Here is a 24037-nt window from a genome sequence, read left to right as displayed (position 1 = left end):
TCCTAAGCTTCGCGTCCAAGGGCGGGGAAGAATTGCAGCACCGCGCCGATGACGTAAAGATAGGCGCCGGTCACGATGAAGAGAATGAGCGCCCATTCGGGCGTGTCGAAATGCATCAGCAGCGAAAAAATGCCGAGCGCCGACCATAGGAAAAAGACGCCGAGGTTGAACGGGCGCAGCCTTTTGACCCGAACCGGGTGGAGGAAATTGATCGGCAGAAAGGTCAGCACCACCGAAACGATAACAACGGTGAGCGCCGTCGTGGCGCTGGCATCGATGACGAACAGCGTGAAGACGATCATGTTCCAGACGACGGGGAAGCCGGAGAAGAAATACTCATCCGTCTTCATGCCCATATCGGCATAGTAGATGGCGCTGGAGACGACGATCATGCCGGCGGCGACGAAGGACCAGGGCTCGCCGATCATGCCGCTCTGATAAAGCGCGAAGGCCGGCAGAAGCACATAGGTGACGTAATCGATGATATTGTCGAGCGTATCGCCCGACCAGTTCGGCAGCACTTCCTTGACGCGCACCTTGCGGGCAATCGGCCCGTCTATGCCGTCGACGAGAAGCGCAAGTCCCAGCCACCAGAACATGTCGATGAAGCGGTGCTCGGCGGCGGCAACGACACCGAGAAAGGCAAGGAAGGAGCCGGATGCCGTCAGGATATGGACGGAAAAGGCGCGCATCTCCGCGTAAGGAACACGCTTGTAGTTGAAAATCTTCATATTCCCCCGACCGCCCTATCGCGCTCGCCCCGGCAAGCATCTTTTTTTTCGCCACCATCGCCGAACCCTGTTGCTGAATCGGGTTCGACGCCGTAGGTCTTTGTTGTCGCACCGTTTTTGCCGAAAATCGGCATCCGTTTCCGGCGTGCTGCTCTAATATGCATCCTTTGCCCGGCTTCGCCAGCGGGAAATACGACATTCCCCGCCAGCCATTGAATCCTGACAATGACATGCATATTTCCCTTTAGAAGCGTCGCGTGGAATGGAATGCCTTTAATTCCGGCCCGATATGTAATATCTCGCTCGCATCCGACAGTTCATCCGACGAAAACGGGATCCGCTACCGAAATGAACGCGCCTGCAAAGACCGAAGACTTCGCCTTGTCCATCCCCGCCGGCGTCTATGCCGAGACGGTGCTCGATGTCACGCACTATACCGACCGGCTCTTCCGCTTCACGATGACCCGGCCGCAGGGCTTCCGTTTCCGTTCCGGCGAATTCGCGATGATCGGCCTGATGGTCGAGGGCAAGCCGGTGTTCCGCGCCTATTCGATCGCCAGCCCCGCCTGGGCCGAAGAGCTTGAATTCTTCTCGATCAAGGTGCCGGACGGCCCACTCACCTCCCATTTGCAGGCGATCAAGCCGGGCGACCAGGTGCTGATGCGCAAGAAGCCGACGGGCACGCTGGTGCTCGATGCGCTGACGCCCGGCCGTCGTCTCTACATGTTCTCGACGGGAACGGGCATTGCGCCTTTCGCCAGCCTGATCCGTGATCCCGAGACCTATGAGAAGTTCGAGGAAGTCATCCTCACCCATACGACGCGTGATGTCGCCGAGCTGAAATACGGCTTCGACCTCGTGCATGAGATTCAGAACGACGAGTTGCTGAAGGAAGTCGTCGGCGACAAGCTGCGCCACTATCCGACAGTCACGCGCGAGGATTTCGAATATCGCGGCCGCATCACCGACCTGATCTCCTCCGGCAAGCTGTTCACCGATCTCGGCGTACCGCCGCTCGACCCGGCAATCGACCGCGGTATGATCTGCGGTTCCTCGGCCATGCTGAAGGATACCAAGGAACTGCTCGAGAAGGCCGGCCTCGATGAAGGCGCCAACAGCAAGCCCGCCGAATTCGTCATCGAGCGCGCTTTCGTCGGCTAAAGCATTTCTGACAATCAGACCTATGGCGGCTCCGGAAACGGGGCCGTTTCTACAGCGCCGCGCGTCTTTCAGACGCGCAAAGGACGCTGTAGCGCTTTGAATGCTGCATAATTCCTTAAACCGATTTCGATTTAAGGAATTATGTAGGGGTCTGGCTGAGGTAGTCGATCAACACCGCCATGGTGCTGCGCGCCTCATCCCGCCTGCCCTGATGGATGGCGCGGATGACGGCGACGTGCAACGCGATGGCGCGATCCATGCGCTCCGGGCTTGCCTTGGAGTACCAGAGGCGACGTGAATGCGTCTGCACCGGGCCGAGTGCTGCCGTGATGAAGCCGTTCGGGCAGGCATCTTCCAGGATTTCGTCGAAGGCCTTGTCGGCGGCGAAGAAGCCGGCGAGATCACCGGTGACGGCGCATTCCTCCATCGCGCGGGCGCAATCGATGAGGCGCGCGCGCTGTTCGTCGCTCGCATGTTCGGCGACAAGGCTTGCCGCGATCGGCTCCAGTTCGCGGCGCACCTGCATGACATTGCCATGATCCTCAGGCGCGATCTCGGTGACCTGCAGCCCGACGCGCGGCTTCACCAGGATCAGCGCCTGCCAGGCGAGCTTCTGGATCGCCTCCCGCACCGGTGTACGCCCGTGGCCCGCCATATCGATCAGCTGCTTTTCAGTGACAAGCGCGCCTGGCTTCAACGCCAGCGTCACGATCAGATGCTCCAGCGCCAGATAGGCAAGATGGCTCTGAGAAGTCTGCAATAAGGAGCTCCGTCGCCAAGTCTGATATATCACATAGTGACATGGTCAAAAACCGAAGGCAAGTCGGCATTGAAATATCAGAATAGAGACAGATAGATAACATTCGCGAGCCTGCTGACAATCGGCGAATGGCATTGCAGGCGCGGGCATCTACTCCGTGAATGGCTCCTGCCGACCACCCCACTCTCCGTAGTGCTCGGGCTTGAGCCGAGCATCCACTACGCATCCATCAGCAGCGGCGGCATGGATCCTCGGCTCAAGGCCGAGGAGGACGGAGAGTGCGGTTGGCTTTCTCGCCAACCTCGCCCTCGCCTATAGAGGCAAACCGCGTCGGCTGTTTCCTCAGGCCGGCACCTTCCCTCGATCACCCCTTGCGAAACGCCCGGCTGGAAACCGAGATCGAATTTTGACATGGGTCTTTTGCATTGGCGAACTGATAGCCATCGGCCTTATGGATGGCACCGAACTCCAGGCCATTCTCCGCGCATCGACTGCAAAAGGCCTCGACATCCTCCACGTCGAAGACCAGCTTGACCGTGGATTGGCCGCTCCGCTGCCCCTTGGCGGCCTGGTGCAGCATGATATTCGCACCGCCGTCCTGAGCGATGAGTTCAATGATCCTGTCGCCCGGCAGGCTGGTCGCCTTAAAACCGAAGTGCCTCTCATAAAAGCGCGCCGTTTCCTCGACATTCCCAGCATAGATCACCAGCCTATTGAGCGGCATGATGCTTGGCCTCCGATAGCGGTTGCGTTCGATTGACAACAGTAGAGAGACATCATGCGTTTTGCCACGGCGCATTATTCGTGCCGCAGCGCCTCGATGGGATTGAGTTGCGCTGCCCTTCTCGCTGGGAAATAGCCGAAGATCATGCCGATCGCGGCAGAGAAGAGGAAGGCGACGGCGACCATGAGCGGGCTGAAGACGAAGGGCACCTTCAGGAGCGTCACGGCGCCGAAGCCGAGGCTCAGGCCGAGCACGATGCCGGTGATGCCGCCGAACAGCGACAGCGCCACCGCCTCGACCAGGAACTGGGTAAGAACCTGGCTTTCGAGCGCGCCGATCGCCAGCCGGATGCCGATCTCGCGGGTTCGCTCGGTAACGGAGACCAGCATGATGTTCATGATGCCGATGCCGCCGACGAGCAGGCTGATCGCGGCAACGGCGCCGAGCAGGCCGGTCAGCAGCGTCGTCGTGCCGGTCATCGCCTCGGCGATCTGGGTCATATCGTTGACATTGAAATCGTCCTGGCGGCCGGGCACGATCTTACGGCGCTCGCGCAGGAGACTTTCGACATCGGACTGCACCTTGGCCGTGGAGACGCCGTCGCGCGCCGAGATGATGATCTGCGGCACGTTGCTGCTGCCGCTGATGCGCCGCTGGAACACCTTGACCGGCATGATGACGACATCGTCCTGGTCATTGCCCATGCCGGACTGGCCGCGCTTGGCAAGCACGCCGATGACGGGGCATGAGACCTTGCCGACGCGGATCTGCTGGCCGGTGGGGTCGGCGCTGCCGAAGAGCTGCGAGCGCACCGTTTCGCCGATGATGCAGCGCGCCTGGCCGCGTTCCTCGGCGGGGAGGAAATTGCGGCCCAGCGCCAGGTTCCAGTCCTGTGCGATGAAATAGTCGTTGGTGGTGCCGGAGACGCTGGTCGAATGGTTCTGGCCGCCGAAAATCACGGTCGCCGTCGACTGGTTGAGCGGCGCCACGGCCCTGAGGCCGCCGATCTGGTCGCGGATGGCCGCGACGTCCTTGACGCTGAAGCGCTTGGCCTCGGAGCTCGCCCGGCCGGGGCCGAACTGGCCGGGACGGACGAACAGCATGTTGGTGCCGAGCCGCGACAACTCGGTCGAGACCTGCGCGGTGGTGCCGTTGCCGATCGTCACCAGCGCGATGACGGCGGCAACACCAATGACGACGCCGAGCACGGTCAGGAACGAGCGCAGCATGTTGCGGCTGATGGCCCGCAGCGCCAGCTTCAGCGTCTCAAAGAACATGATCCGCCCTCCTCCGGTGCTCGACCTCGGTCTCCAGCTTGCCGTCGACGAAACGCAGCAGCCGCTGGGCATAGGCGGCGATATCGGGCTCGTGGGTGACCATGACGATGGTGATGCCTTGCTCGCGGTTCAGCCGCGTCATCAGATCCATGATCTCGACGCTGGTCTTCGTGTCGAGATTGCCGGTGGGTTCGTCGGCCAGCAGCAGCGCCGGCTCGGTGACGATGGCGCGGGCGATGGCGACACGCTGCTGCTGACCGCCTGACAGTTCCTGTGTTTTGTGATGTTCGCGCCCGGTGAGACCGACCAGCGCCAGCGCTTCGCGGGCCCGCTCGCGCCGCTCGCGCACCGCCATGCCGCGATAGATCAGCGGCAGTTCGACATTTTCGACGGCCGAGGTGCGCGACAGGAGGTTGAAGCCCTGGAAGACGAAGCCGAGCATGTGGCGGCGCAGCAGCGTCAGTTGGCTGCGGTCGAAGCCGCTGGTCGGAATGCCTTCGAAGATGTAGTCGCCGGCACTCGGCACATCGAGGCAGCCGAGAATGTTCATCGCCGTCGATTTGCCGGAGCCAGACGGCCCCATGATCGCGACGAATTCATGGGCGTTGATCGCAAGGTCGACGTGGTCGAGCGCGCGGATCGCCGCCTCGCCCTCGCCGTAGATTTTCGAGACCTGTCTGAATTCGATGAGCGGCGGGCTTGCCATCCGTCTCTCCGCCTAGTTCGCACGCGTCGTGGCGTCGGTCACCAGTGCGTCGTTTTCCTTGATGTCGCCGGAGACGACCTGGGTAAACTGGCCGTCGGATGAACCGACCTGGATGACAACAGGCGCCGGGCGGCCGTTGCGCAGCACCCAGACGCGGCGCTCAGCGCCCTTCAGCGCCGGACCGGCATTGTTGCGCTGGCGCGGCGGGCCGAAGATGCCGAAAATGCCGCGGCCGCGCCTTTCCGCCTGCGCCGGGGCGTAGCGCAGCGCAGCGTTCGGCACCATCAGCGTATCCTTGACGGCCTCGACGGTGACGTCGGCGGTCGCCGTCATGCCGGGGCGCAGCAGCAGATCGGCATTGTCGACGGAAAGAACCGCCTTATAGGTCACGACATTGTTGACCACTTCGGAGGCGAAGCGGATCTGCTCGATCTCGGCGGGAAAGGTCTGGTCGGGATAGGCGTCGACGGTAAACTTCGCCTTCTGGCCGACGGCGATCTGGCCGACATCGGCCTCGTCGACATCGACCTGCAGCTCCATCTTCTTCAGGTCGCCGGCGATGGTGAAAAGGATCGGCGCCGAAAGCGAGGCTGCGACCGTGGCGCCCGGATTGACGGAGCGGGTGAGGATGACGCCGTCGATCGGCGATATGATCTTCGCCTTGGCGAGATTGACTTCGGCAAGCTGCAGGTCGGCCTCCGAGGCCAGGACCTCGGCCTCATTGATCTGTTTGGCGGCGACGGCGGAATCATATTTGTAGCTGGCGTCATCGAGGCTCTGCTGGGTGGAGACGTTGCTCCTGACCAGGCTTTTCAGCCGCTCGAGAGAGGTGCCTGCCGATTGCATATCGGCATTGGCCTTGACGACATTCGCCTTGGCCGAATTGAGCTTGGCGCGCGAGCTCTTCACATCGGCCTCGAGCTTGTTCGTATCGAGGAGAGCGAGCACTTCGCCTGATTTGACCGTGCTGTTGTAATCAACATTGACGTCGCGAACCGTGCCGGAAAGCTCGCTCGATATATCCACCTGCTCGGTCGGCTGCACGGAGCCGGTGGCGGTGACGAGCACCGTCAGGTCTCCGCGTTTTGCCGGCTGGGTGGCATAGCTCACTTCGCTCTGCCCGCGGCCCATATAGAAATAAGCGGCGACGGCTGCGGCAGCGATGAGGATCAGCAGGATGAGCAGGCGTCCGCGCCAGCGACTGCGCTTGCCCTGCCGTCCCGATGCAGCAAGGACCGCGGCGAGATCGGATGCTGCGCCTGTCTTTGCTCCAGTCTCGCTGCCGCTTACGATTTTGTTCATGGCGTCCTCAATCCGTCAGTGGCCGCCTGCGGCCTCTGCAGTGAAATAATCACAACGCAGATGAACCGGCGATTAGCGTGCCGCCGAACTGGCACGGAATTGCGGATGGGTGAAATGAAATCTTGGTAAGGAAAGGCTGGTTCAGGCGCCCGAAGCGTCTATCAATCCGCGTCCTCGGCATATTGGCCCGCGCCCGGCAACGAATGCAACCAAGGCTCGCGCCGCTTGATCCAGACTTCATAACCAGGCGCAAGGTCGGTCGGCGGAGTGTCGAGCGAGCCCAGGCGGAGTTCCGCCTCATCTTCCCTGAGGCAGAAAAGCCTGCCGCCGCAGACGGGGCAGAAGCTGCGGCCGGCAAAGGTGGCGATCTCGCCGCTGTGGGAAAAAGCCTGGCGCGGCCAGACCGCAAAGAAGACGAAGGCGGAGCCGCTCGATTTGCGGCAATCGGCGCAGTCGCAGAGGCCGGTGCGAAGCGGCTCCCCTTCCACCCTGTATGCCACCGCCCCGCAAAGGCAACTTCCGGTTCGGATCCCCATGGCGCCCGTCAGGCGTCGAGATTGGTCGGCAGGCCCGGCGGGCGCCGCTTTGCTGCCATCAACAGGTCGAGTTCGGTGGCCGACGGGCCGAACTTGTCGTAGAGGCGCTTTGCCTCCTTGTCGTCCAACCGGTATTTCCTGGCAAATTCACCAATGCTGTAGGGGCGGCCACGCAACACTCTCCGCGCCGGGGTCGCCGTATTCGGTGCGTCGGTCATGGTTTTCTCCTTTTCGTCACGTCCCCTTTAAGCTAGTGCGACCCGTCGATTTGGAAAGAGCCGGCGCGCCGCATCGAGGCTTCCGGCATGGGGGAATGCGGTTGTTTTCCTGGAACCTTTTCGCCGATATGTGGGTTGTCGGACCGAGGTTGCGGGCCGCGCCAAGCGGACGCGGCGGTGCTGGAGAACATCGGGATTTTTCCGCTTTCTGCGCGTCCTCATCCCGCTCTGTTCGTACGGAAAACCGCTGCCGACTTTTGCGCGACATTCGTTAAGACAGGCGCCGGCCGTCCTCGTCGAAGAGGTGCAGTACATCGGGATCGAGATGCAGCGGCAGGCTGTCACCGGATTTCATCCGCTGTTGGCCGGCAAAGACCGCGATCAGTTTCTTCCCGGCCGCCTCGGCGTGGACGACGGTCTCCGAGCCCAGTTCCTCGACAAGGGTGACGCGGGTATCCAGCCTGCCCGCTGAGCCCGCGTCGGCAAGGGTGATATGCTGCGGCCGGATGCCGATGCTGACCCTTTCGCCCGCTGGGCGTGCCTCCTTGGCAATCACGGAAAGACGATGGCCGCCGACGGTTTCGACCTCAGCGAAACCGCCCTCGTGACCGACAATCGCACCTTCGAGAAAATTCATGTGCGGCGCGCCGATGAAGCCGGCGACGAAGCGGTTGGCCGGCTTGTTGTAGAGTTCCAGCGGTGTTCCGACCTGCTCGATCCTGCCGCCTCTCAGCACGACGATGCGGTCGGCCAGCGTCATTGCCTCGACCTGATCGTGGGTGACATAGATCATCGTCGCCTTCAGGCGGGCGTGAAGGGCCGCCAGTTCGGCGCGCATGCTGACCCTGAGTTCGGCGTCGAGATTGGATAGCGGCTCGTCGAGCAGGAAGGCATCCGGCCGCCGCACGATGGCGCGGCCTATCGCGACGCGCTGGCGCTGGCCGCCGGAGAGCTGGCCCGGGCGGCGCTGCAGGAAAGGCTCGATCTCCAGCATGCGCGCGGCGTCGGTGATGCGCGCTTCGATCTCGGCTTTCGCCACCTTGGTGTTCTCAAGACCAAAGGCGAGGTTTTCGCGGACACTCATATGCGGATAGAGCGCATAGGACTGGAAGACCATGGCCAGGCCGCGATCGGCGGCGCTGATAGCGGTAACATCCTTGCCGTCGATGGCGATGCTGCCGCCAGTCGGCTTATCGAGGCCGGCGATGAGGCGCAGCAGCGTCGATTTTCCGCAACCGGAAGGGCCGACGAAAGCGACGAACTCGCCGTCGTTGACATGAAGCGAGACATCGCGAATGACCTCGACGGCGCCGAAATTCTTGACGATGTTCCTGAGCTCGAGCCCGCTCATGCACTCTCCTGTTTCAAATCGAGCATGATGCCGAAAAGTGTAAGCGGTTTTCGGACAACATCATGCTTCCTGTTCTAAGGCTGGCCTATTTGAGCCCCGAGCCGGCAATGCCCGTCGTGATGAAGCGCTGCAGGAAGACGAAGATCAGCACGACCGGGATCATCGAGACGACGGTCATGGCGAGGATGTAATGCCATTGCACATTGAGCTCGCCGGCATAAACGTTGAGGCCGACCTGCAGCGTATAGAGTTCCTTGCGCGACAGCACGATCAGCGGCCAGAGGAAGTCGTTCCAGCGCCAGACGACCGAGAAGATCGCCAGCACTGCGAGAGCCGGCGCCGACAGCGGCAGGATGATGCGCCAGTAGATCTGCCATTCGCTGGCCTTGTCCATACGCGCGGCGTCGAGCAATTCGTCGGGGATCGTCAGCATGTATTGCCTGAGCAGGAATACCCCCGTCGGGGTGGCGACCGTCGGCAGAATGACGCCCCAGAGGCTGTCGAAGAGGTTCAGCGTGCCGATGACGGAATAAAGCGGCACGACGATAACCGAAAGCGGCACCATCAGCGTCGCCAGGATCATCAGCATGACGGCGGTGCGGCCGGGGAACTGGTATTTCGACAGGGCGAAAGCGGCCATAGAATTGACGAGCAGCGTAATCGCCGTCGCCACGACGGTGACGAAGACGGAGTTGCGCAGGAACAGGAAGAAATCGAAGCGCTGGAACGGTTCGGTGTAGTTGCCGCCGGCGAATTCGACCTGGCGCACCGGCGTGCGGTCCTTGATATTCGCCTTGACGATTTCGCCGGGCTGTTTCGGATCGACCATCTGGCCGATGATGCCGATGCGGCGCACTTCGGCAAGCACACGTGTGCTGCCATCCGGCATTGCGACATTATAGAGCGGCAACGGCTTGTCGTAGCCCGGCACCACTGCCTGTTCGGTGACATAGGGCAGGAAGGAGGGCGGGAACTCGGCAAGGGCCGCCGGCGTCTTGAAGGAAGAGAAGACCAGCCAGACGGCCGGGCCGAACATCAGGAAGACGCCGGAGATCAGCCAGATCCAGGTGACCACATCCGTCCAGTGCCAGCCTCGTCCTCGGCGGCGGAGCAGAAAGGCAGAGACAGCGCTCATTGGCGTGCTCCCTTCTTCTCATTGCGGCTACTGACGCCGAGCTGGACCAGCGTCAGGATGACGAGGACGATACCCATCAGGATCGAGGCGGCCGACGCCAGTCCCGGATTGCGCAGCGAACTCGCAAAGCCGGTCTCATAGATATATTGGGTGATGTACATGGTGCTGGTGCCCGGGCCGCCGCCGGTCAAAACGAAGACCTCGTCGAAGATCTGCACGGCGCGGATCAGCGCCAAGACCAGCACGACGATGAGGTTCGGCATCAGCAGCGGCAGGGTGATGCGTCGGAAGATGCGGATCGGACGGGCGCTGTCCATCGCCGCCGCCTCGTAGAGATCGCGCGGGATTGCCTGCAGGCCGGCGAGCAGGATCAGCGCATAAAAGCCCATATGCGCCCAGACCGAGACGAAGACGGCGAAGAAGAAGGCCCAGAAACGATCGCTGAGCCAGGAGAAGGGCTCGAAGCCGAAGGGGCTCAGCGCATAGTTCAACAGGCCTTCGCGCTGCAGGATCCATTTCCAGATCAGGCCGACGACGACGGGCGACAGCAGCACCGGGAAGAAGAAGACAGCGCGCCAGAAGCCGCGATTGGAAAGCTCGCGGTTGAGGATCAGCGCCGTTGCGAGCGCTGCGATCAGCATCACTGTGACCTGGAAGACGACGAAGACGGCGGTGTTGCGCACCGCCGCCCAGAAGGTGTCGGCAGCACAGGTCGAAGGATCGAGATAGCTGCGGCAATCGAAGAGGATGCGGTACTGGTCGGCGCCGACATAGGTCCTGTTCTGCAGGAAGATGGCGCTGCCGCTCGTCGTCGAATAGATGAAGTTGATGACCAGCGGCAGCAGCACGAAGACGGTGAAGATCAGCATGTTGGGCGCCAGGAAGACGCCCGCCATGCCGTTCAGCCCGGTCAGTTTCTGCCAGCCACGCATGGGAATGTCGACGATCCCCATGGCAAGCCGGACAGGCGCCAAGAGCGCCTGCCGCAGACCGGTTCTCGCCGGTGGTTCAGAAGAAACCGTCTTCGCCGTCATCTGTTCTTCCGTCAGTTGCCGGCGACCTTGGCCTTGATATCCTCGTCGATGCGGGCATAGGCGTCGTCGAGCTTCATTTCGCCGGCGATCACCTGGCTGATGCGGGCAACGATGGCGCTGTAATAGGCATCCGACCACTTCCAGCCGGGCAGCTTCATGGCGGGTGCCGCCGTCTGGCCGGCCGCTTCGACAAAGGCCTTCAGCGCCGCCTGCACATGCGGATTGTCGGTCTTGAAGTCCATCTGGCCGGCGGCAACACCCTTATGCGCGGGAATGAACAGGCTGCGTTCGGCAAATTCCTTCTGCACGTCGGCACCTGCCAGGTAATCCATCACCTTGGCGACGTCCTTCGGGTTCTTGGTGTATTTGACGGCAACCAGACCGGCGCCGCCCTGCATGCCGGAGCAAGCGGCCGAACCGCAGGGACTGCCCGCCATCACCCAGTCGAAATTGTCGCCAATCTTCTGGGCGAAGCCCGAAACCTGCCAACTGCCCGAATAAAGATAGGCAAGGCCGCCATTGATGAAGTCCTCGGCGGCGGAGCGGTAGGTGGTGCCGGCAGCACTGACCCAGACATCCTTGTTGATGGTACCGTCCTCGTTCCACTTGACGAAGCGGCCGAGGAAGTCCTTGGCGCCCTGATCGATCGGCGCCGGCTTGCCGTCGGCGGCGATGTAGTTGGCGCCGTAGGAGATGTTCGGGCCGGAGACACGGTGCCCGGAGCGGTCGATCGCCATGGCGAAGACCTTCTGGCTGTCGGCAACCTTCTTGGCGGCCGCCGCCCAATCGTCCCAGGTGGCTTTCGGGCCGGGGATCTCGACGCCGGCCTGCTCGAACAGCGTCTTGTTGACGAAGCCACCGGTCAGCGTCAGCTGCGTCATGAAGCCGGTGATGGCGTTCGAGCCGTCCGGGCGCATCCAGTCGGCCTGGGCGCCGAAATTATCCTCCCAATATTTCGCGTCGGTGAGATAGGGGCGAAGATCGAGCCAGTGCTGGGCCGGCGCCTTCAGATTGGTGAGGCGGGCGATATCCGGCCCCTGCCCGGCTTCGAGCTGCACCGGCAGCTGTTCCTTGACGACGTCGTAGGAGACTTCGTCGAGGATGACGTTGACGTCGGGATTGGCCTTGGAGAAGCGCGAGAGCAGGTCCTTGATCACCTCGCCTTCGCCGCCGTCGGAATACCACATGATGCGCACGTCACCGGCATGGGCGGCAACGGAACTCAACAGAACTGCAGCAAAAGCTGCGCCGATCGATTTCATTCTGGTCATTTTTTCCTCCTCTTGATCGATCAATTCCTGCGTCCGGCCGGTCCTCCACCTGCCGGACACGTCGTCTACGAGGCCGCGCGCCGAGGCTGCCTGCCCGGTATCTTCAGATGTACCGCGTCTCCCCGCACCGACCAGTCCGCCGGGCGAAGAATACGGCCTTCGGCGCGCACGGTGCCGTCCTCTTCGAAGAGGACCCGGCCATAATCCGGATCGATAACGATCAACGCGCCCTCGTCGTCGCGGCGGGCCGAAAGCGTTGCGAAACGCGCCTGCATGCCGTCAAGGCCACCCTCGCGCCCGAGATCCGAGAGACGGACGATCCAGCGGCCGTTGCGGCCGGCCAGACGCAGCTCGATATCCGTCGTCGGGCCGTGTTTTACCGGCTCCAGCGCGCCGTTGCCGATCAGCATCGCAATGCCGTTGCCGGAGCGGGCGAGCGCCAGATTGCCGTCGGCCACCGTGTCGTCGAAGGCCTCGAGCGGGAACCAGGCATGGGTGAAATCCGGCTGGCCCTCATGGATCTCGAAATCGAGGATGGCCAGATCGCGATATTGATGCACGCGCGGCAATGTCCCGCAGCCGCCCCAGAAGCTCGGCCGGCCATAACCGAACTGGATGGTTTCGCCGGGATGGTTGATCCAGATCTGCGCTTCCGGCCGGCTGCCCAGACGCAGGTGCAGCACTGTCTCCTGGTAGCCCCAGGCGCCGGGACGATAATGGGCGATGGTGCCGAGTGCAGTGTCACGGGTCTTATAGTGATAGAGGGCGGCGAAACGGTTCTCGCCCTGGGAAAAGGTCCATTCCTGCGCGTCGTCGGACTGGTGCGCGGCAATTTCGGCAAGCGCTTCTGGAAAACGCAGGCCATGATCGCGAATGCAGACGGCAAGCTGCGGCAAAGCGTGAACGCGCCGGCCGTACCAGCCGCGGCCCCAGAGCAGCCGGGCGATGGCGGAGAGTTCGACCGAGCGGCCTGGGCGCAGCGTATGTTCGTAGGAGCGGCCCTGGCTACCGGTCAGCATGCCGTGATGGGCCGAGCGGGCGACGATCTCCATCAGGCGGACGATGCTGGCGGCCGCCCGGTTGCGGATCGTCTCATCCGGCGCGCAGGCGGCGAGCGCCGTCAGCCCCTTGAGATCGATCGGGAAATAGGGGACGGAATTCCACTCGGCCATTTCCCAGCGCTCGAAATGATCGAGCCAGGCGCGGACACGCTGCTCGCCGACCTGCATCTGCTCAGCGCCGGTGCGGCCGGAACGGACGAAGACGGCATCCGGGAACAGCCTGCCGCCGAGATAGGCGGCGGTATGGAAGAGAAGCGCGTGGTTTTCCGAAAAGTACCACTGAACGTCGTTGCCGGGCTCATCCATCCAGAAGCGGTAATTGAGGACAGCGTGCTCGATCCTCTCGCGCAGCGCAGGCGACAGCAGATCGCTCCAGCGCGTATAGGCAAAGAGCAGCGGCACCAGCACGAAATCGGCGCAGTCGTGACAATCCTCGATGACCGGCAGCATGGCCGAGATCATCGCTTCGGTTTCCTCGCCACCCTGCCCCAGCGCAAGACGCGCGAAAGCGCAGACCGTGTCGGGCTCCGAATGGGCAGCGACCTCGGCCAGCGCCTCGGCGACGCGGTCCTCAGGGGTGGCGGGTGCCTCCCCCTGTCGCTCAGGATGACAGATCTCGACGCCGAGCGTGCGACCGAGCGAAAGCGAGCCTGTTTTGAAGGTGATGCGGAAATGGCGGAAATCGGCGGGCATATCCGCCGAGGTGCCGAGTTCCAGCTTGGTTGCTCCGGCTTCCAGATCGAAATCATAATCGAAGCGCTCGATCGACATGAAGTCGCCTTCGATCTCGACATGGCAGCTCAGCGCCACCGGCAGCGGCGCGGGAAAAAGGATCGTCACATCTTCGCCGAGATAGGCGGTGCGGTCGAAGCGCATGCCTTCGAGGATCGTCTCCAGCGCATCCGCATCGCCGGCGGCGATGGGAACGGGAACTGATGTTTCGACCTCAGGCCCTTCGACATAATCCAGCTGGAAATAGAAACGGGCGTCGCGCTCGGCGAGATCGTCGAAATAGACGCGGATCTCGTTGAGGCCGGCCGCCAGCTCGACCTCGAACATCTGCTCGGCTTCGAGATTGCGCTGGTAAGGCGCCATGAAGCCCTGCTCGCAGCCATTGACGAAGAGGATCGCGCCGCCGCAGGTCGACAGGCGAAGCGTCGCACGCCCCACTGAGCGGGCATCGAGGAAGGTGCGCGCCCAGCAGCCGATGCGCGTCGGGCGAAACCAGAAGCCGGAGAGATCGACACGCGGGGAAGCAAAGGGAAGCCACCAGCGAACGGCCTCGAATTCGGCAGCCGGCTGCGGTCGCCTGTCCGAAAAGGCCTTCTTGAATTCGGTGCGGCAGGGATATTCATGCGGGATGAAATTCTTCGTCTTGGTGACGAAGAAAAACGGATCCATGCTGCCTTCCATCGGACGGTCGGCGACGTCATAGCGCTCCTGCCACAGATTGGCGAGCTGCCAGTAGACGATCGGGCTGTCCTTCGCCGTTGCACGGAGGAGATGGGATTGCTGCTCAGCGGTCATGCTTCAGCCCGCCCCAGAACAGCTAGAGCATGATGTCGTCCGAAAACCGCTCACACTTTTCGGCATCATGCTCGATCCTTGAGACCCCGGGTAAAACGCCGACGCATGGACTGGCCGTCTAGCCGCATCTTCAAAGCCTCCCTGCTCTGCCGCTTGTCGCGGACTCCTCAGGCAACAATTGTGCATAGGCATTCCATTTGCGCAATCTGAAAGATTTTTGCATAGTGGCTGGAAGCGAGGAGACAACATGGCGGCGGAAGAGAAAAAAGGCAGGCGCACGCGCCTCGACGACATTGCCGCCCGATGCGGCGTCTCGATCAGCACGGTGTCGCGTGCGCTGGCCGGTGAAAAGGGCGTCAGGCCGGAGATTCGCAAGCTGGTGCTGGAAACGGCAAGTGCGGTCAGCTACGCCCTGCCGGCCAGCGTTGCCGGCAAGAAGGTCATGCTCGTCGCCTCCGGCGCAGCGATGATCGACTATGTCCGCAACCAGTTTACACTCTATGTGCTCGAAGGATTGAATGCGCGTGCCGCCGCCCTCGGCATCGAACTGGCGATGCGCCCGGTCGCCGACAAGGGAGATGAAGCCCGCGTCGTCGCCGAGATGCGTGATGATCCGAGCTTCGGCGGCATGCTGATCCTGACCGTCGACGAAGAGGAGATGCTGGCGGCGGCGGCCGATCTCGGAAAGCCCGTCGTGCTGGTCAACAGCGACGATCCCTATATGCGGCTTTCGAGTGTGACGCCCTGCAACCGCTCGGCCGCCTTCATCGCCGCCGAGCGGCTGATCAAGGCCGGGCATCAACGCATCCTGTTCATGCTGAGGCCGGGTCGGCGGACGATCGAGCGGCGCCTTGAGGGTTGGCGCGATGCCCTGCAGCATCATGGGCTGACCGCGGATGCCGATCTGGTGCTCGAGGTCGACGACTGGCTGCCGGAACTCGGCGCCGAGGCGGTTACCCGTCTTGTCCGCGAGAAAGGCCTCTCCTTCACCGCCATCCTGACGGCGGGCGACAGTCTTGCCAATGGCGCGGTGCGCGGCTTGCAGGCGATGGGGTATGCCGTACCGCAGGACATCTCGGTCATGGGCATAGACGACCTGCCACAGTCGGCTTTTCTCAATCCGCCGCTGTCGACGGTGCATATTCCGATGCGCGAACTCGGTGCCACCGCGCTCGATCTGCTGCGCGACATGATGCTCGGCCTTGCGGCCCCGCGGCGGCGGGTCGAGCTTGCCTGCCATCTCGTCGAAAGGGGCAGCGTCGCAGCGGTCAACCGCGTCCATGTCGCAACAGAGGATCGCTGAACCCACACCGCGATCGAGAATATCAAGCCTCGATAAAACTCGCTTCGAACAGTTCTCGCGCATAGGCATCATGCGTGGTGCCGGCTTGCAGATCCGCTTTGGTGAGTTCGTCGACGAAGCAACCATTCTTCATGATCAACACCCGGTCGCACATATGGCCGATGACCGCGAGGTCGTGGCTGACAAGCAGATAGGTCAGGCCCTTTTCCTCGCGCTGATCGGCCAGCAGGTTGAGGATTTCGGCCTGGACCGAGACGTCGAGCGCCGATGTCGGCTCGTCGAGCAACAGGATGGGCGGTGACAGGATCAGTGCCCGGGCGATTGCCACCCTCTGCCGCTGGCCACCGGAAAGCTCGTGCGGAAAACGGTTTGCGAAGCTCGCCGGCAAACCCACCTGGATTAACGCCCTCTCGACCTTCGACCAGATGTCCGAATGGCCCATGGCGCGTAGCGGCTCGGCCAAGGCGGTGCCGATGCGATGGCGCGGATGCAGGGATCCGTAAGGGTCCTGAAACACCATCTGAGCGAATTTCAGCTCCTCGCGGGAGCGCTTCTTGCCGATCGGTTTGCCGCCAAGCTCGATGTGACCGGTCCAACCAGACTCCATGCCGGCGAGGCAACGCAGCACCGTCGATTTACCGCATCCGGATTCACCGACAATACCCAGCGTCTCCCCCTGGCCAACCTGAAAACTGATGCCTCTGACGACATGGTTGCTTGATTTGCCGGAGGCAAAGACGACATCGAGGTCACGCACATTGATCATTGCGCCGTCTCCAGATCGAGTTTCGTCCTGTCGAGAACAGCAAGCCGGCGAACCGGGTTCCTGGGGTCGGGCAGCGCAGCGATCAGCCCGCGGGTATAGGGATGGCGAGCATCCTCGAGACGGGTCAGGGTCTCGACGATCCGGCCGGCATACATGACGATGATGCGCTCACAAAAGGCTGCCACCATGCGAATGTCGTGGCTGATCAACAGCAGTCCGGAATTATTCTCGCGCACCAACTCATCGAGCAGCAGCAGCACGTCCTTTCGGACGCTGACATCAAGCGCCGAGGTCGGCTCGTCGGCGATGACAAGCTTCGGCCGCGCCAACAGCATCATGGCGATCATCACGCGCTGGCCCATGCCGCCCGATATCTGGTGCGGATAAAGCGCCATGACCCGCTCCGCATCGCTGATGCGCACGCGCTCCAGCATGGCGCGGGCAGCCTCATGCGCCTGTTTCTTGTGAAGACCGAGGTGAAGGCGCGCGGCTTCGGCGATCTGCTTGCCGATCGAGAGCACCGGATTCAGCGAATAGCGCGGATCCTGCATGATCAGCGCGATGTCCTTGCCGCGTAGCGCTCCCATCTGACGCTCGCTCTTTGAAAGCAACGGATCGCCGCCGAGATCCATGCGTTCGGCCGAGACCACCGCGGCCGGCGGCAAAAGGCGCATGATGGCGCGACCCGTCGTCGATTTGCCGGAACCGGATTCTCCGACGATCCCGACGCGTTCGCGCCCGACGTCGAAACTGACGTTGGAAACGGCGGGCACGGCGCCTCGGCCGAAACGGACGGTCAATCCTTCGACGGAAAGAACGGGCTGCAGATCACGATCTTGCATTTCACGATCTGGCATGGCGAGGATCCAATAGGTCGCGCAGAGCATCTCCGGCGATGTTGAAGGCAAGGCTGGTGAGGAGGATGGCGATACCCGGCATGACGGCAACCCACCAATAATCCAGCATGAACTTGCGGCCGCTGGAGATCATCGCGCCCCATTCCGGCGCCGGCGGCTGGGCGCCAAGGCCGAGGAAGCCAAGCGAAGCCGCCGTTAGAATGATACCCGCCATGTTGAGCGTCAGGCGAACAATGACGGAGGGAACGCACATCGGCGCGATATAGAGAAGAAGGATGCGCATCGGCGAGGCGCCATAAAGGCGGGCGGCAACCACATAGTCGGCGTTTCTGACGACAAGGGCCTCGGCGCGCGCGAGTCTCGCAATCGGCGGCCATGCAGTCAGCGAGATCGCGATGATGGCCGTGGTCAAGCCGGCCCCGAGTGCCGCAGCAAAAGCCAGAGCCAGGATCAGCGACGGGAACGACAGAACGATATCTGTGGCGCGCATCAACAGCGCATCGGTGCGGCCTCCGAAGAAGCCGGCAACGACGCCGATCAACAGGCCGATCGGCCCGACGATCAAGGAGATCGACAGCACGGTCTGGATGGTGATGCGCGTGCCGAAGATGAGGCGGCTCAAGATGTCACGGCCGAATTCGTCCGTGCCTGCCAGGTGCGCGAGGCTCGGCGGCTGCAAGGCCTCGCCCAGCGACTGTATGGCCGGATCGTAGGGCGCCAGGAGCGGCGCGAAGATCGCGACAATGCAAAGTAGACCGAGGATGACGAAACCGGCAAGACCGAGCGGCTCGTGGGCCAATTTGCGGCCGGCGCGCGCAAACGACGCCGCGATACGGGTCGACACACTTGGCGGGCGGATATGAATCTCGCTGCGGATAACATCGCTCATCGGGCGGCCTCCCGCATACGCGGATCAAAGACGGCGTAAGCGACGTCGGCCAGGAAGTTCAACAACATGAAAATGAATCCCACAATGATGGTGCCGGCGACGATGGCGTTCATGTCGCCGATCATCAGCGCGTTGGTCATGTACTGGCCAATGCCCGGCCAGGAGAAAACGATCTCGGTCACGACAGCGCCTTCGAGCAGACCGCCATAGGAAATGGCAAGGATGGTGATCAGCTGCACCGCAATGTTCGGCAGGACGTGGTGCCAGATCGTGCCGAGCGGGCTCACACCCTTGGCTCGGGCCGCAATGACATAATCCTGGCTCAACTGCTCCAGGGTGAAGCTGCGTGTCATGCGGGTGATGTAGGCCATCGCCGCATAGGCGAGGATGACGGCCGGCAGAATGATATGGCCGAGCGCATTCCAGAAGATTTCCGTCTCGCCCTGCAGCAGGCTGTCGACCAACAACAGCCCGGTTTGCGGCGTGACGAGGCCTTCGTAAAAGACATCGATCCTGCCCGGCCCGCCGACCCAGTTGAGGCCGGCGTAGAAGATGACAAGGCCGACGATGCCGAACCAGAAAACCGGGATCGAATGACCGACGAGTGCGACCACCCGGGCCGTCTTGTCAATGAAGCTGTCGCGAAACAGCGCCGCGACCAGCCCGAGCGGAACTCCGACGAAGGTCGAAATGATCACCGCCAGCGTCGCGAGTTCGAACGTCGCCGGAAACGCCTGGGCAAGATCCGAAGAAACCGGATTGCCGGTGAGGACGGCCGTGCCGAAATCACCATGCGCCAGGCCGTTCAGATAGAGGAAAAACTGCTGGTAGATCGGCAGATCGAGCCCCAGACGCGCCCGCATCGCCGCATAGGCAGCGGGATCGGCGAGCTCGCCGACAATCGCGCCGACCGGATCGGTGGGCAGGATACGGCCGATCACGAAGGTCACACATAAGAGGATGAACAGGCTGACCAGCAAATGCGCCAGGCGTCGGCCAAATTCGGCTACGGAGAGTTCCTTCATGATCGGCTGTCCTGGGAAGTATTACTGGGTTTCGACCTTGGTCACGTTCTCGAGACGCGTCAGCTGAGACGGATGTCCCACATATCCCTCGACCTTGCTTGACAGGACGATCGGCTCAAAGCGCTCGAAGAGCGGAAGCACCGCCGGCTTCTGTTCGACGAACATCTTCTGCATCTGAACGTAGATTTCGCCACGCTTCTTGGCGTCCGGCTCCATCGATGCCTTGGCCGTCAGGGCCGTGAGTTCCGGGATGTCCCAGGCCGAGCGCCAGACGAAATTGCCGGCATTGTTGGCTTCCTTCGAGTTGTCGGGATTGGAGGAGAACTGCTCCATCGAGCCGAGGACGTTCGGCATATAGGCGCTGGTCTGCGGGATCAGCAGATCGAAATCCCTGGCGCGATGGGCGGCGATGATTTCCGAGCCGTTGCCCTGCTGGATGTCGACCTTGATGCCGATCTGGGCAAGCGATGCCTGGATGGCGGTGGCCAGATCGATGCGCGGCGTTTGCGCGATGGTCTTCAGCGACAGCGAGAAGCCGTCCTTGAAACCTGCCTCGCTCAGCAGCTGCTTGGACTTTTCGACGTCGAGATGCCAATCGGGGTTCGGGATGGCATATTCGAAATTCTCCGGAACGGGAACGTTTCTGGCCCGGCCATAAGGGCCCATGATCGTCTTTTCGATGCCCTTGTAGTCGATGCCATAGGCAATGGCTTCGCGAACCTTCGGGTTGGCGAGGTATTTGTTGCCGGCATTCATCGACAGCACGTAGAAACCGCCCGTCGGAATACGCTGGATGGCAAAGCCCTTCTTGTCCTGGAACGTCGCGAGATCCGAGGCGGTCAGCGCGCTGGCAATATCGATATCGCCGCGTTCGAGCATCAGCCGTTCGACCTGGCTTTCAGGCACATGCCGGACGATGACACGGCGCATTTTCGGCGCGCCGGCCATATAGTCCTTATTCGCATCGAGGATCACCAGTTCGTTCGGAGACCAGCGATTGAGGGTGAACGGACCGGAGCCGGCCGAATGGGTTCGCATCCAGGCGTTGCCATAGTCGTTATCGACGGCGTGGCTCTCGACCTCGACGCTGTCGACGACGCTGGTGGTGGTCGTCGTCAGCCGGTAGAGCAGAAGCTCTGCCGTCACCTGCTCGGAGAGATCGATCCGCACCGTCTGGTCGTCGACGGCCTTGACGAGCTTTTCGACATTGTCCTTGTCGTAGCCGACGCGCTTGAGGTTGGCGGCGGCGGCCTGGTCCATCTTCAGGAGCCGCGCCAGCGAGTAGACGACATCCTTCGAGGTGACCGGGTTGCCGGAGGCGAAATTGGCCTTGCGCAGCGTAAAGGTGATGCCCTTGTCGTCAACCTTCCAGCTTTCCGCCAGCTGCGGAAGGATCTTGCCGTCCGCGGTGCTGGCGACCAGCCGATCATACAGATTCGACATGATCTCGACCGCCTTGCCTTCGGTCGCCTGCTGCGGATCCAGCGACAGAACCTGCGCCAGCGATGTGCCGACCACCAGTTGGTCCTGCGGTGTGGCGGCCTGCGAGAGCGGTGCAGCGATCGTCAGGGCGCCGATCACGGCGCCGACGAACAAGCCCTTAGAAAAATGCTTCATTGTCAGTCCTCCCTAGACTACTATAAAAGACATATTATGTCGCCCGTATGTCGTATTATGATTTATCGAAGTCTGATATGATTTGCAAGACCCGAGCGGGAGACTTGATGCAAAGGGATGGGGGAGCGGACAATGACGACACTCGGCGGTGGCCGGCAGAGACTGGCGCAGCAGGTCATCGATCAGTTGCGGGCGCAGATCGAGACGGGGAAGCTACGGGTCGGCGACCAGCTGCCGACCGAGCCGCAGCTTGAAGCGACATTTGGCGTCAGCCGCACCGTGGTGCGCGAGGCCATTGCCGATCTGAGGTCTGCAGGCTTCGTCAAGCCGATCCAGGGCAAAGGCGTCTTCGTCGCGGATCCGAAGGCGCATTCGGTCCTGTCGCTGACGCCGGTGGAAATCAAGAGCATTCCAGAAACCCTGGAATTGCTGGAGTTTCGCATGGCGGCAGAGGGTGAAGCGGCGGCAATTGCCGCCTATCGCCGCACAGCCGAGCAGGAGGCGGCAATCCGTGAGGCCAACCGCAGAATGGCGCACCTGATCGAAACCGGACAGCAAACGGTGGAGGCGGATTATGCCTTCCACATGGCGATTGCCGCCGCCACGAACAACCGATTCTATGTCGATGTCCTGCGCCATTTCGGCCCCAGAGCCATCCCCCGCGGCCAGTTTCCGACACTGCCTGAGGCCAATGACCGCAGCTATCTTCAGAAGGTCTATGCCGAACATGTCGAAATCCTCTCGGCAATTGCCGATCAGGATCCAGAACGCGCCCGCCAGGCAATGCGCGCCCATATGCTGGCCAGCCAGCGCCGCTACCGCATGCTTGCCGAGCAGCAATAGGGCTCGACACCCTTCGAAATTCATATTATGTCATATGACATTGTGTAATTTCGAAAGAGACTCAAATGTATCTGGGAACGCAGGTCGCAGCGCGGGATGACGACGATTATCGTATCTTCGCGCAACTGGGTGTGAAGCATATCAACGCCGACCCGCCGGGAAAGCCGAGCAGCTGGACGCTCTCCGATCTCGAGCGGCATCGTGACAAGGTCGAAAGCTTCGGCCTGATCCTCGATATGATCCAGTTGCCCCTGCCCTCGCAGCCGATCGAGAAGGCTTCCTATCCCGATATCCTGCTTGCCGGCCCCGAGCGCGACAGACAGATCGACGCCGTCTGCAAGCTGATCGAGAATGCCGCAGCCGCAGGCATTCCTGCGGTGAAGTACAATCTCAACCTGATCGGCATTCCCCGCACGCCGGATGAACCGGGACGCGGCGGATCGCTGAATGCCAGCTTCCGCTGGGACAAGACGGACCAGCAGGCCGAGCCCGGTCTTGCCGGCGTGCTTTCCGAGGACGAAAACTGGGAGCGGATCGACTATTTCCTGGAACGCGTCGTTCCCGTTGCTGCAAGCAACCGCGTCCGGCTCGCCTGCCATCCGCACGATCCCTATACGCCGCCAGGTTATCGCGGCGTCACGCGGGTGCTGGGCACGGTGGAAGGCCTGAAGAAATTCGTGCTGATGCACGAAAACCCGTATCACGGCCTCAATTTCTGCCAGGGTTCGATCGGCGAGATGCTGGAAAATCCCGGCAAGGAAATCGACGATGTCATCCGCTGGTTCGGCCAGCGCGGCAAGATCTTCAATGTTCACTTCCGCAACATTCGCGGCGGCAAGCTGTCCTTCATGGAGACCTTCCCTGAAGAAGGCGACATGGACATGGTCCGCTCGGCCAGGATCTATAAGGAGGTGGGCTTCAAATACATGCTGATGCCCGACCATGTGCCGACGGTCAGCGGCAAGGATCCAACCGCCACCGCATTTGCCTTCTGCTACGGCTATATCGCCGCACTTCTGCAAGTGCTCGAGAGCGAGTGACCCGGTTTTCAACACCTAAGAAGTAGGACTTCATGATGAACCCGATTGAATTGAAGAAGGCCGTCGGTAGTGGTCTCCTGTCGTTTCCGGTGACCCATTTCGACGATCAACTCAAATTCGACGAAGCCAAGTACCGCCGTCATGTCGAGTGGCTTGCAGGTTACGACGCTGCTGCACTGTTTGCCGCCGGCGGCACCGGTGAATTTTTCTCGCTTAATCCGGCCGAGATTCCGCAGGTGATCCGAGCCGCCAAAGCGTCGGCGGGCAAGACGCCGATCATTTCGGGAACCGGCTACGGCACGTCGCTCGCCATCGAGATCGCAGTCGCGGCCGAGAAGGCCGGCGCGGACGGACTGCTGCTGTTGCCGCCCTATCTGATGTTTGCGGAACAGGCGGGTCTCATCGCCCATGTCAAGGCAGTCTGCCAATCGGTCGGCATCGGCGTCATCGTTTATAATCGCGACAACGCCATCCTGACCGCCGATAGCATCGCGCGCCTGGCGGAGGAATGCCCGAACCTGATCGGCTTCAAGGACGGCGTCGGCGATGTCGACAAGGTGATCGAGATCACCACCCTGCTTGGCGACCGTCTGGTCTATGTCGGCGGCATGCCGACCCACGAGGTTTATGCCCAGGCCTATTTTGCCGCAGGCGTAACGACCTATTCATCGGCCGTTTTCAACTTCGTGCCCGCCCTCGCCCAGCGCTTTTACGGCGCTTTGCGCACCGGCGATCAGGCAACCGTCGACGAGATCCTCAAGAGCTTCTTCTTCCCCTTCGTCGCCTTGCGCAACCGCAAGAAGGGATATGCCGTCTCGATCATCAAGGCCGGCCTTCGCGTCCTCGGGCAGAACCCAGGCCCCGTGCGCCCGCCTCTGACGGATCTTACCCAGGAAGAACTCG

At 61.9% G+C, this 24037-nt stretch carries 23 protein-coding genes; 5 read left to right on the top strand and 18 right to left on the bottom strand.

The annotated features are described in order from the left end of the window. Positions 1-2: 2 nt before the first annotated feature. The gene (gene pcsA / locus HX899_RS28850) at positions 3-731 is read right to left on the bottom strand and encodes a phosphatidylcholine synthase (RefSeq protein WP_138389225.1); all 729 of its coding nucleotides are present in this window, start codon (positions 729-731) and stop codon (positions 3-5) included. 348 nt (positions 732-1079) lie between these two features. Here pcsA and HX899_RS28840 point away from each other — a divergent pair, with 348 nt between their 5' ends. Continuing rightward, positions 1080-1892: a ferredoxin--NADP reductase gene (locus HX899_RS28840; protein ID WP_018069601.1), complete on the top strand. Its 813-nt coding sequence runs from the start codon at positions 1080-1082 to the stop codon at positions 1890-1892. Positions 1893-2031: 139 nt separating this feature from the next. Here HX899_RS28840 and HX899_RS28835 read toward each other — a convergent pair whose 3' ends face one another. The 12 genes from HX899_RS28835 to HX899_RS28780 all read right to left on the bottom strand — a co-directional run bounded on the left by HX899_RS28835 (position 2032) and on the right by HX899_RS28780 (position 14794). Further along, positions 2032-2652: a GntR family transcriptional regulator gene (locus tag HX899_RS28835; RefSeq protein WP_181293972.1), complete on the bottom strand. Its 621-nt coding sequence runs from the start codon at positions 2650-2652 to the stop codon at positions 2032-2034. Between the two features lie 364 nt (positions 2653-3016). Next, positions 3017-3376 carry a VOC family protein gene (locus HX899_RS28830; RefSeq protein ID WP_138330053.1) on the bottom strand — a complete coding sequence of 120 codons (360 nt, stop codon included), beginning with the start codon at positions 3374-3376 and terminating at the stop codon, positions 3017-3019. Positions 3377-3450: 74 nt separating this feature from the next. Further along, positions 3451-4653 carry an ABC transporter permease gene (locus HX899_RS28825; RefSeq protein ID WP_181293971.1) on the bottom strand — a complete coding sequence of 401 codons (1203 nt, stop codon included), beginning with the start codon at positions 4651-4653 and terminating at the stop codon, positions 3451-3453. Beyond that, the gene (locus HX899_RS28820) at positions 4643-5359 is read right to left on the bottom strand and encodes an ABC transporter ATP-binding protein (protein WP_003539566.1); all 717 of its coding nucleotides are present in this window, start codon (positions 5357-5359) and stop codon (positions 4643-4645) included. Before HX899_RS28820 ends, HX899_RS28825 begins: the two co-directional genes overlap by 11 nt. 12 nt (positions 5360-5371) lie before the next feature. Beyond that, complete coding sequence (locus HX899_RS28815; protein ID WP_138329508.1) at positions 5372-6661, bottom strand: efflux RND transporter periplasmic adaptor subunit; 1290 nt, start codon at positions 6659-6661, stop codon at positions 5372-5374. Positions 6662-6822: 161 nt separating this feature from the next. Then, positions 6823-7197: a GFA family protein gene (locus HX899_RS28810; protein ID WP_181293970.1), complete on the bottom strand. Its 375-nt coding sequence runs from the start codon at positions 7195-7197 to the stop codon at positions 6823-6825. Positions 7198-7205: 8 nt separating this feature from the next. Further along, complete coding sequence (locus tag HX899_RS28805; protein ID WP_003539563.1) at positions 7206-7415, bottom strand: hypothetical protein; 210 nt, start codon at positions 7413-7415, stop codon at positions 7206-7208. Positions 7416-7686: 271 nt separating this feature from the next. Next, positions 7687-8766, bottom strand: coding sequence for an ABC transporter ATP-binding protein (locus HX899_RS28800; protein ID WP_138329510.1), 1080 nt, complete (start codon positions 8764-8766; stop codon positions 7687-7689). A gap of 85 nt (positions 8767-8851) precedes the next feature. Beyond that, positions 8852-9901, bottom strand: coding sequence for a carbohydrate ABC transporter permease (locus HX899_RS28795; protein ID WP_003539547.1), 1050 nt, complete (start codon positions 9899-9901; stop codon positions 8852-8854). Then, on the bottom strand, positions 9898-10935 hold the full coding sequence (locus HX899_RS28790; protein ID WP_138329511.1) for a carbohydrate ABC transporter permease: 1038 nt from the start codon (positions 10933-10935) through the stop codon (positions 9898-9900). Before HX899_RS28790 ends, HX899_RS28795 begins: the two co-directional genes overlap by 4 nt. Positions 10936-10946: 11 nt before the next feature. Further along, a complete protein-coding gene (locus HX899_RS28785; RefSeq protein WP_138329512.1) occupies positions 10947-12206 on the bottom strand; it encodes an ABC transporter substrate-binding protein in 1260 nt (419 codons plus the stop codon). A gap of 65 nt (positions 12207-12271) precedes the next feature. Continuing rightward, on the bottom strand, positions 12272-14794 hold the full coding sequence (locus HX899_RS28780; RefSeq protein ID WP_181293969.1) for a hypothetical protein: 2523 nt from the start codon (positions 14792-14794) through the stop codon (positions 12272-12274). A gap of 247 nt (positions 14795-15041) precedes the next feature. Between HX899_RS28780 and HX899_RS28775 the strand changes: the two genes are divergently transcribed. Next, positions 15042-16097, top strand: a complete 1056-nt coding sequence (locus tag HX899_RS28775; RefSeq protein WP_171598812.1) for a LacI family DNA-binding transcriptional regulator — start codon at positions 15042-15044, stop codon at positions 16095-16097. 22 nt (positions 16098-16119) lie between these two features. On the opposite strand, the gene HX899_RS28770 is transcribed toward HX899_RS28775, so the two are convergent. The 5 genes from HX899_RS28770 to HX899_RS28750 are packed head-to-tail and all read right to left on the bottom strand — an operon-like array spanning position 16120 to position 21251. Then, positions 16120-16863: an ABC transporter ATP-binding protein gene (locus HX899_RS28770; protein ID WP_138329515.1), complete on the bottom strand. Its 744-nt coding sequence runs from the start codon at positions 16861-16863 to the stop codon at positions 16120-16122. Continuing rightward, entirely contained in the window at positions 16860-17705 is an 846-nt protein-coding gene (locus HX899_RS28765) for an ABC transporter ATP-binding protein (RefSeq protein ID WP_138330055.1), read from the bottom strand. Before HX899_RS28765 ends, HX899_RS28770 begins: the two co-directional genes overlap by 4 nt. Before the next feature lies 1 nt (position 17706). Beyond that, a complete protein-coding gene (locus HX899_RS28760) occupies positions 17707-18609 on the bottom strand; it encodes an ABC transporter permease (protein ID WP_029873223.1) in 903 nt (300 codons plus the stop codon). Further along, positions 18606-19634, bottom strand: a complete 1029-nt coding sequence (locus HX899_RS28755; RefSeq protein WP_029873222.1) for an ABC transporter permease — start codon at positions 19632-19634, stop codon at positions 18606-18608. Before HX899_RS28755 ends, HX899_RS28760 begins: the two co-directional genes overlap by 4 nt. A 21-nt stretch (positions 19635-19655) precedes the next feature. Further along, positions 19656-21251, bottom strand: a complete 1596-nt coding sequence (locus HX899_RS28750; protein WP_181293968.1) for an ABC transporter substrate-binding protein — start codon at positions 21249-21251, stop codon at positions 19656-19658. Between the two features lie 132 nt (positions 21252-21383). Between HX899_RS28750 and HX899_RS28745 the strand changes: the two genes are divergently transcribed. From HX899_RS28745 to kdgD, 3 genes are all read left to right on the top strand, one after another. Continuing rightward, entirely contained in the window at positions 21384-22094 is a 711-nt protein-coding gene (locus tag HX899_RS28745) for a FadR/GntR family transcriptional regulator (RefSeq protein ID WP_011651913.1), read from the top strand. Positions 22095-22159: 65 nt separating this feature from the next. Then, positions 22160-23134 carry a mannonate dehydratase gene (locus HX899_RS28740; protein WP_138329517.1) on the top strand — a complete coding sequence of 325 codons (975 nt, stop codon included), beginning with the start codon at positions 22160-22162 and terminating at the stop codon, positions 23132-23134. Positions 23135-23166: 32 nt separating this feature from the next. Next, positions 23167-24037: 5-dehydro-4-deoxyglucarate dehydratase (gene kdgD, locus HX899_RS28735; RefSeq protein WP_181293967.1), on the top strand; the 871-nt coding region annotated here is incomplete at its 3' end.

This window comes from Rhizobium sp. WYCCWR 11146 (assembly GCF_013591995.1).
In the GTDB taxonomy this organism is placed as follows: Bacteria; Pseudomonadota; Alphaproteobacteria; order Rhizobiales; family Rhizobiaceae; genus Rhizobium; species Rhizobium indicum.
Note: the sequence above shows the minus strand (reverse complement) of the source record. Positions and strands in the feature narration are given on the sequence as shown.

What these genes read in the sequence shown, in the direction of transcription:
- pcsA (WP_138389225.1), bottom strand. Translation starts at nt 731, where the DNA reads ATGAAGATTTTCAACTACAAGCGTGTTCCTTACGCGGAGATGCGCGCC.
- HX899_RS28840 (WP_018069601.1), top strand. Translation starts at nt 1,080, where the DNA reads ATGAACGCGCCTGCAAAGACCGAAGACTTCGCCTTGTCCATCCCCGCC.
- HX899_RS28830 (WP_138330053.1), bottom strand. Translation starts at nt 3,376, where the DNA reads ATGCCGCTCAATAGGCTGGTGATCTATGCTGGGAATGTCGAGGAAACG.
- HX899_RS28825 (WP_181293971.1), bottom strand. Translation starts at nt 4,653, where the DNA reads ATGTTCTTTGAGACGCTGAAGCTGGCGCTGCGGGCCATCAGCCGCAAC.
- HX899_RS28820 (WP_003539566.1), bottom strand. Translation starts at nt 5,359, where the DNA reads ATGGCAAGCCCGCCGCTCATCGAATTCAGACAGGTCTCGAAAATCTAC.
- HX899_RS28815 (WP_138329508.1), bottom strand. Translation starts at nt 6,661, where the DNA reads ATGAACAAAATCGTAAGCGGCAGCGAGACTGGAGCAAAGACAGGCGCA.
- HX899_RS28810 (WP_181293970.1), bottom strand. Translation starts at nt 7,197, where the DNA reads ATGGGGATCCGAACCGGAAGTTGCCTTTGCGGGGCGGTGGCATACAGG.
- HX899_RS28805 (WP_003539563.1), bottom strand. Translation starts at nt 7,415, where the DNA reads ATGACCGACGCACCGAATACGGCGACCCCGGCGCGGAGAGTGTTGCGT.
- HX899_RS28800 (WP_138329510.1), bottom strand. Translation starts at nt 8,766, where the DNA reads ATGAGCGGGCTCGAGCTCAGGAACATCGTCAAGAATTTCGGCGCCGTC.
- HX899_RS28795 (WP_003539547.1), bottom strand. Translation starts at nt 9,901, where the DNA reads ATGAGCGCTGTCTCTGCCTTTCTGCTCCGCCGCCGAGGACGAGGCTGG.
- HX899_RS28790 (WP_138329511.1), bottom strand. Translation starts at nt 10,935, where the DNA reads ATGACGGCGAAGACGGTTTCTTCTGAACCACCGGCGAGAACCGGTCTG.
- HX899_RS28785 (WP_138329512.1), bottom strand. Translation starts at nt 12,206, where the DNA reads ATGACCAGAATGAAATCGATCGGCGCAGCTTTTGCTGCAGTTCTGTTG.
- HX899_RS28780 (WP_181293969.1), bottom strand. Translation starts at nt 14,794, where the DNA reads ATGACCGCTGAGCAGCAATCCCATCTCCTCCGTGCAACGGCGAAGGAC.
- HX899_RS28775 (WP_171598812.1), top strand. Translation starts at nt 15,042, where the DNA reads ATGGCGGCGGAAGAGAAAAAAGGCAGGCGCACGCGCCTCGACGACATT.
- HX899_RS28770 (WP_138329515.1), bottom strand. Translation starts at nt 16,863, where the DNA reads ATGATCAATGTGCGTGACCTCGATGTCGTCTTTGCCTCCGGCAAATCA.
- HX899_RS28765 (WP_138330055.1), bottom strand. Translation starts at nt 17,705, where the DNA reads ATGCAAGATCGTGATCTGCAGCCCGTTCTTTCCGTCGAAGGATTGACC.
- HX899_RS28760 (WP_029873223.1), bottom strand. Translation starts at nt 18,609, where the DNA reads ATGAGCGATGTTATCCGCAGCGAGATTCATATCCGCCCGCCAAGTGTG.
- HX899_RS28755 (WP_029873222.1), bottom strand. Translation starts at nt 19,634, where the DNA reads ATGAAGGAACTCTCCGTAGCCGAATTTGGCCGACGCCTGGCGCATTTG.
- HX899_RS28750 (WP_181293968.1), bottom strand. Translation starts at nt 21,251, where the DNA reads ATGAAGCATTTTTCTAAGGGCTTGTTCGTCGGCGCCGTGATCGGCGCC.
- HX899_RS28745 (WP_011651913.1), top strand. Translation starts at nt 21,384, where the DNA reads ATGACGACACTCGGCGGTGGCCGGCAGAGACTGGCGCAGCAGGTCATC.
- HX899_RS28740 (WP_138329517.1), top strand. Translation starts at nt 22,160, where the DNA reads ATGTATCTGGGAACGCAGGTCGCAGCGCGGGATGACGACGATTATCGT.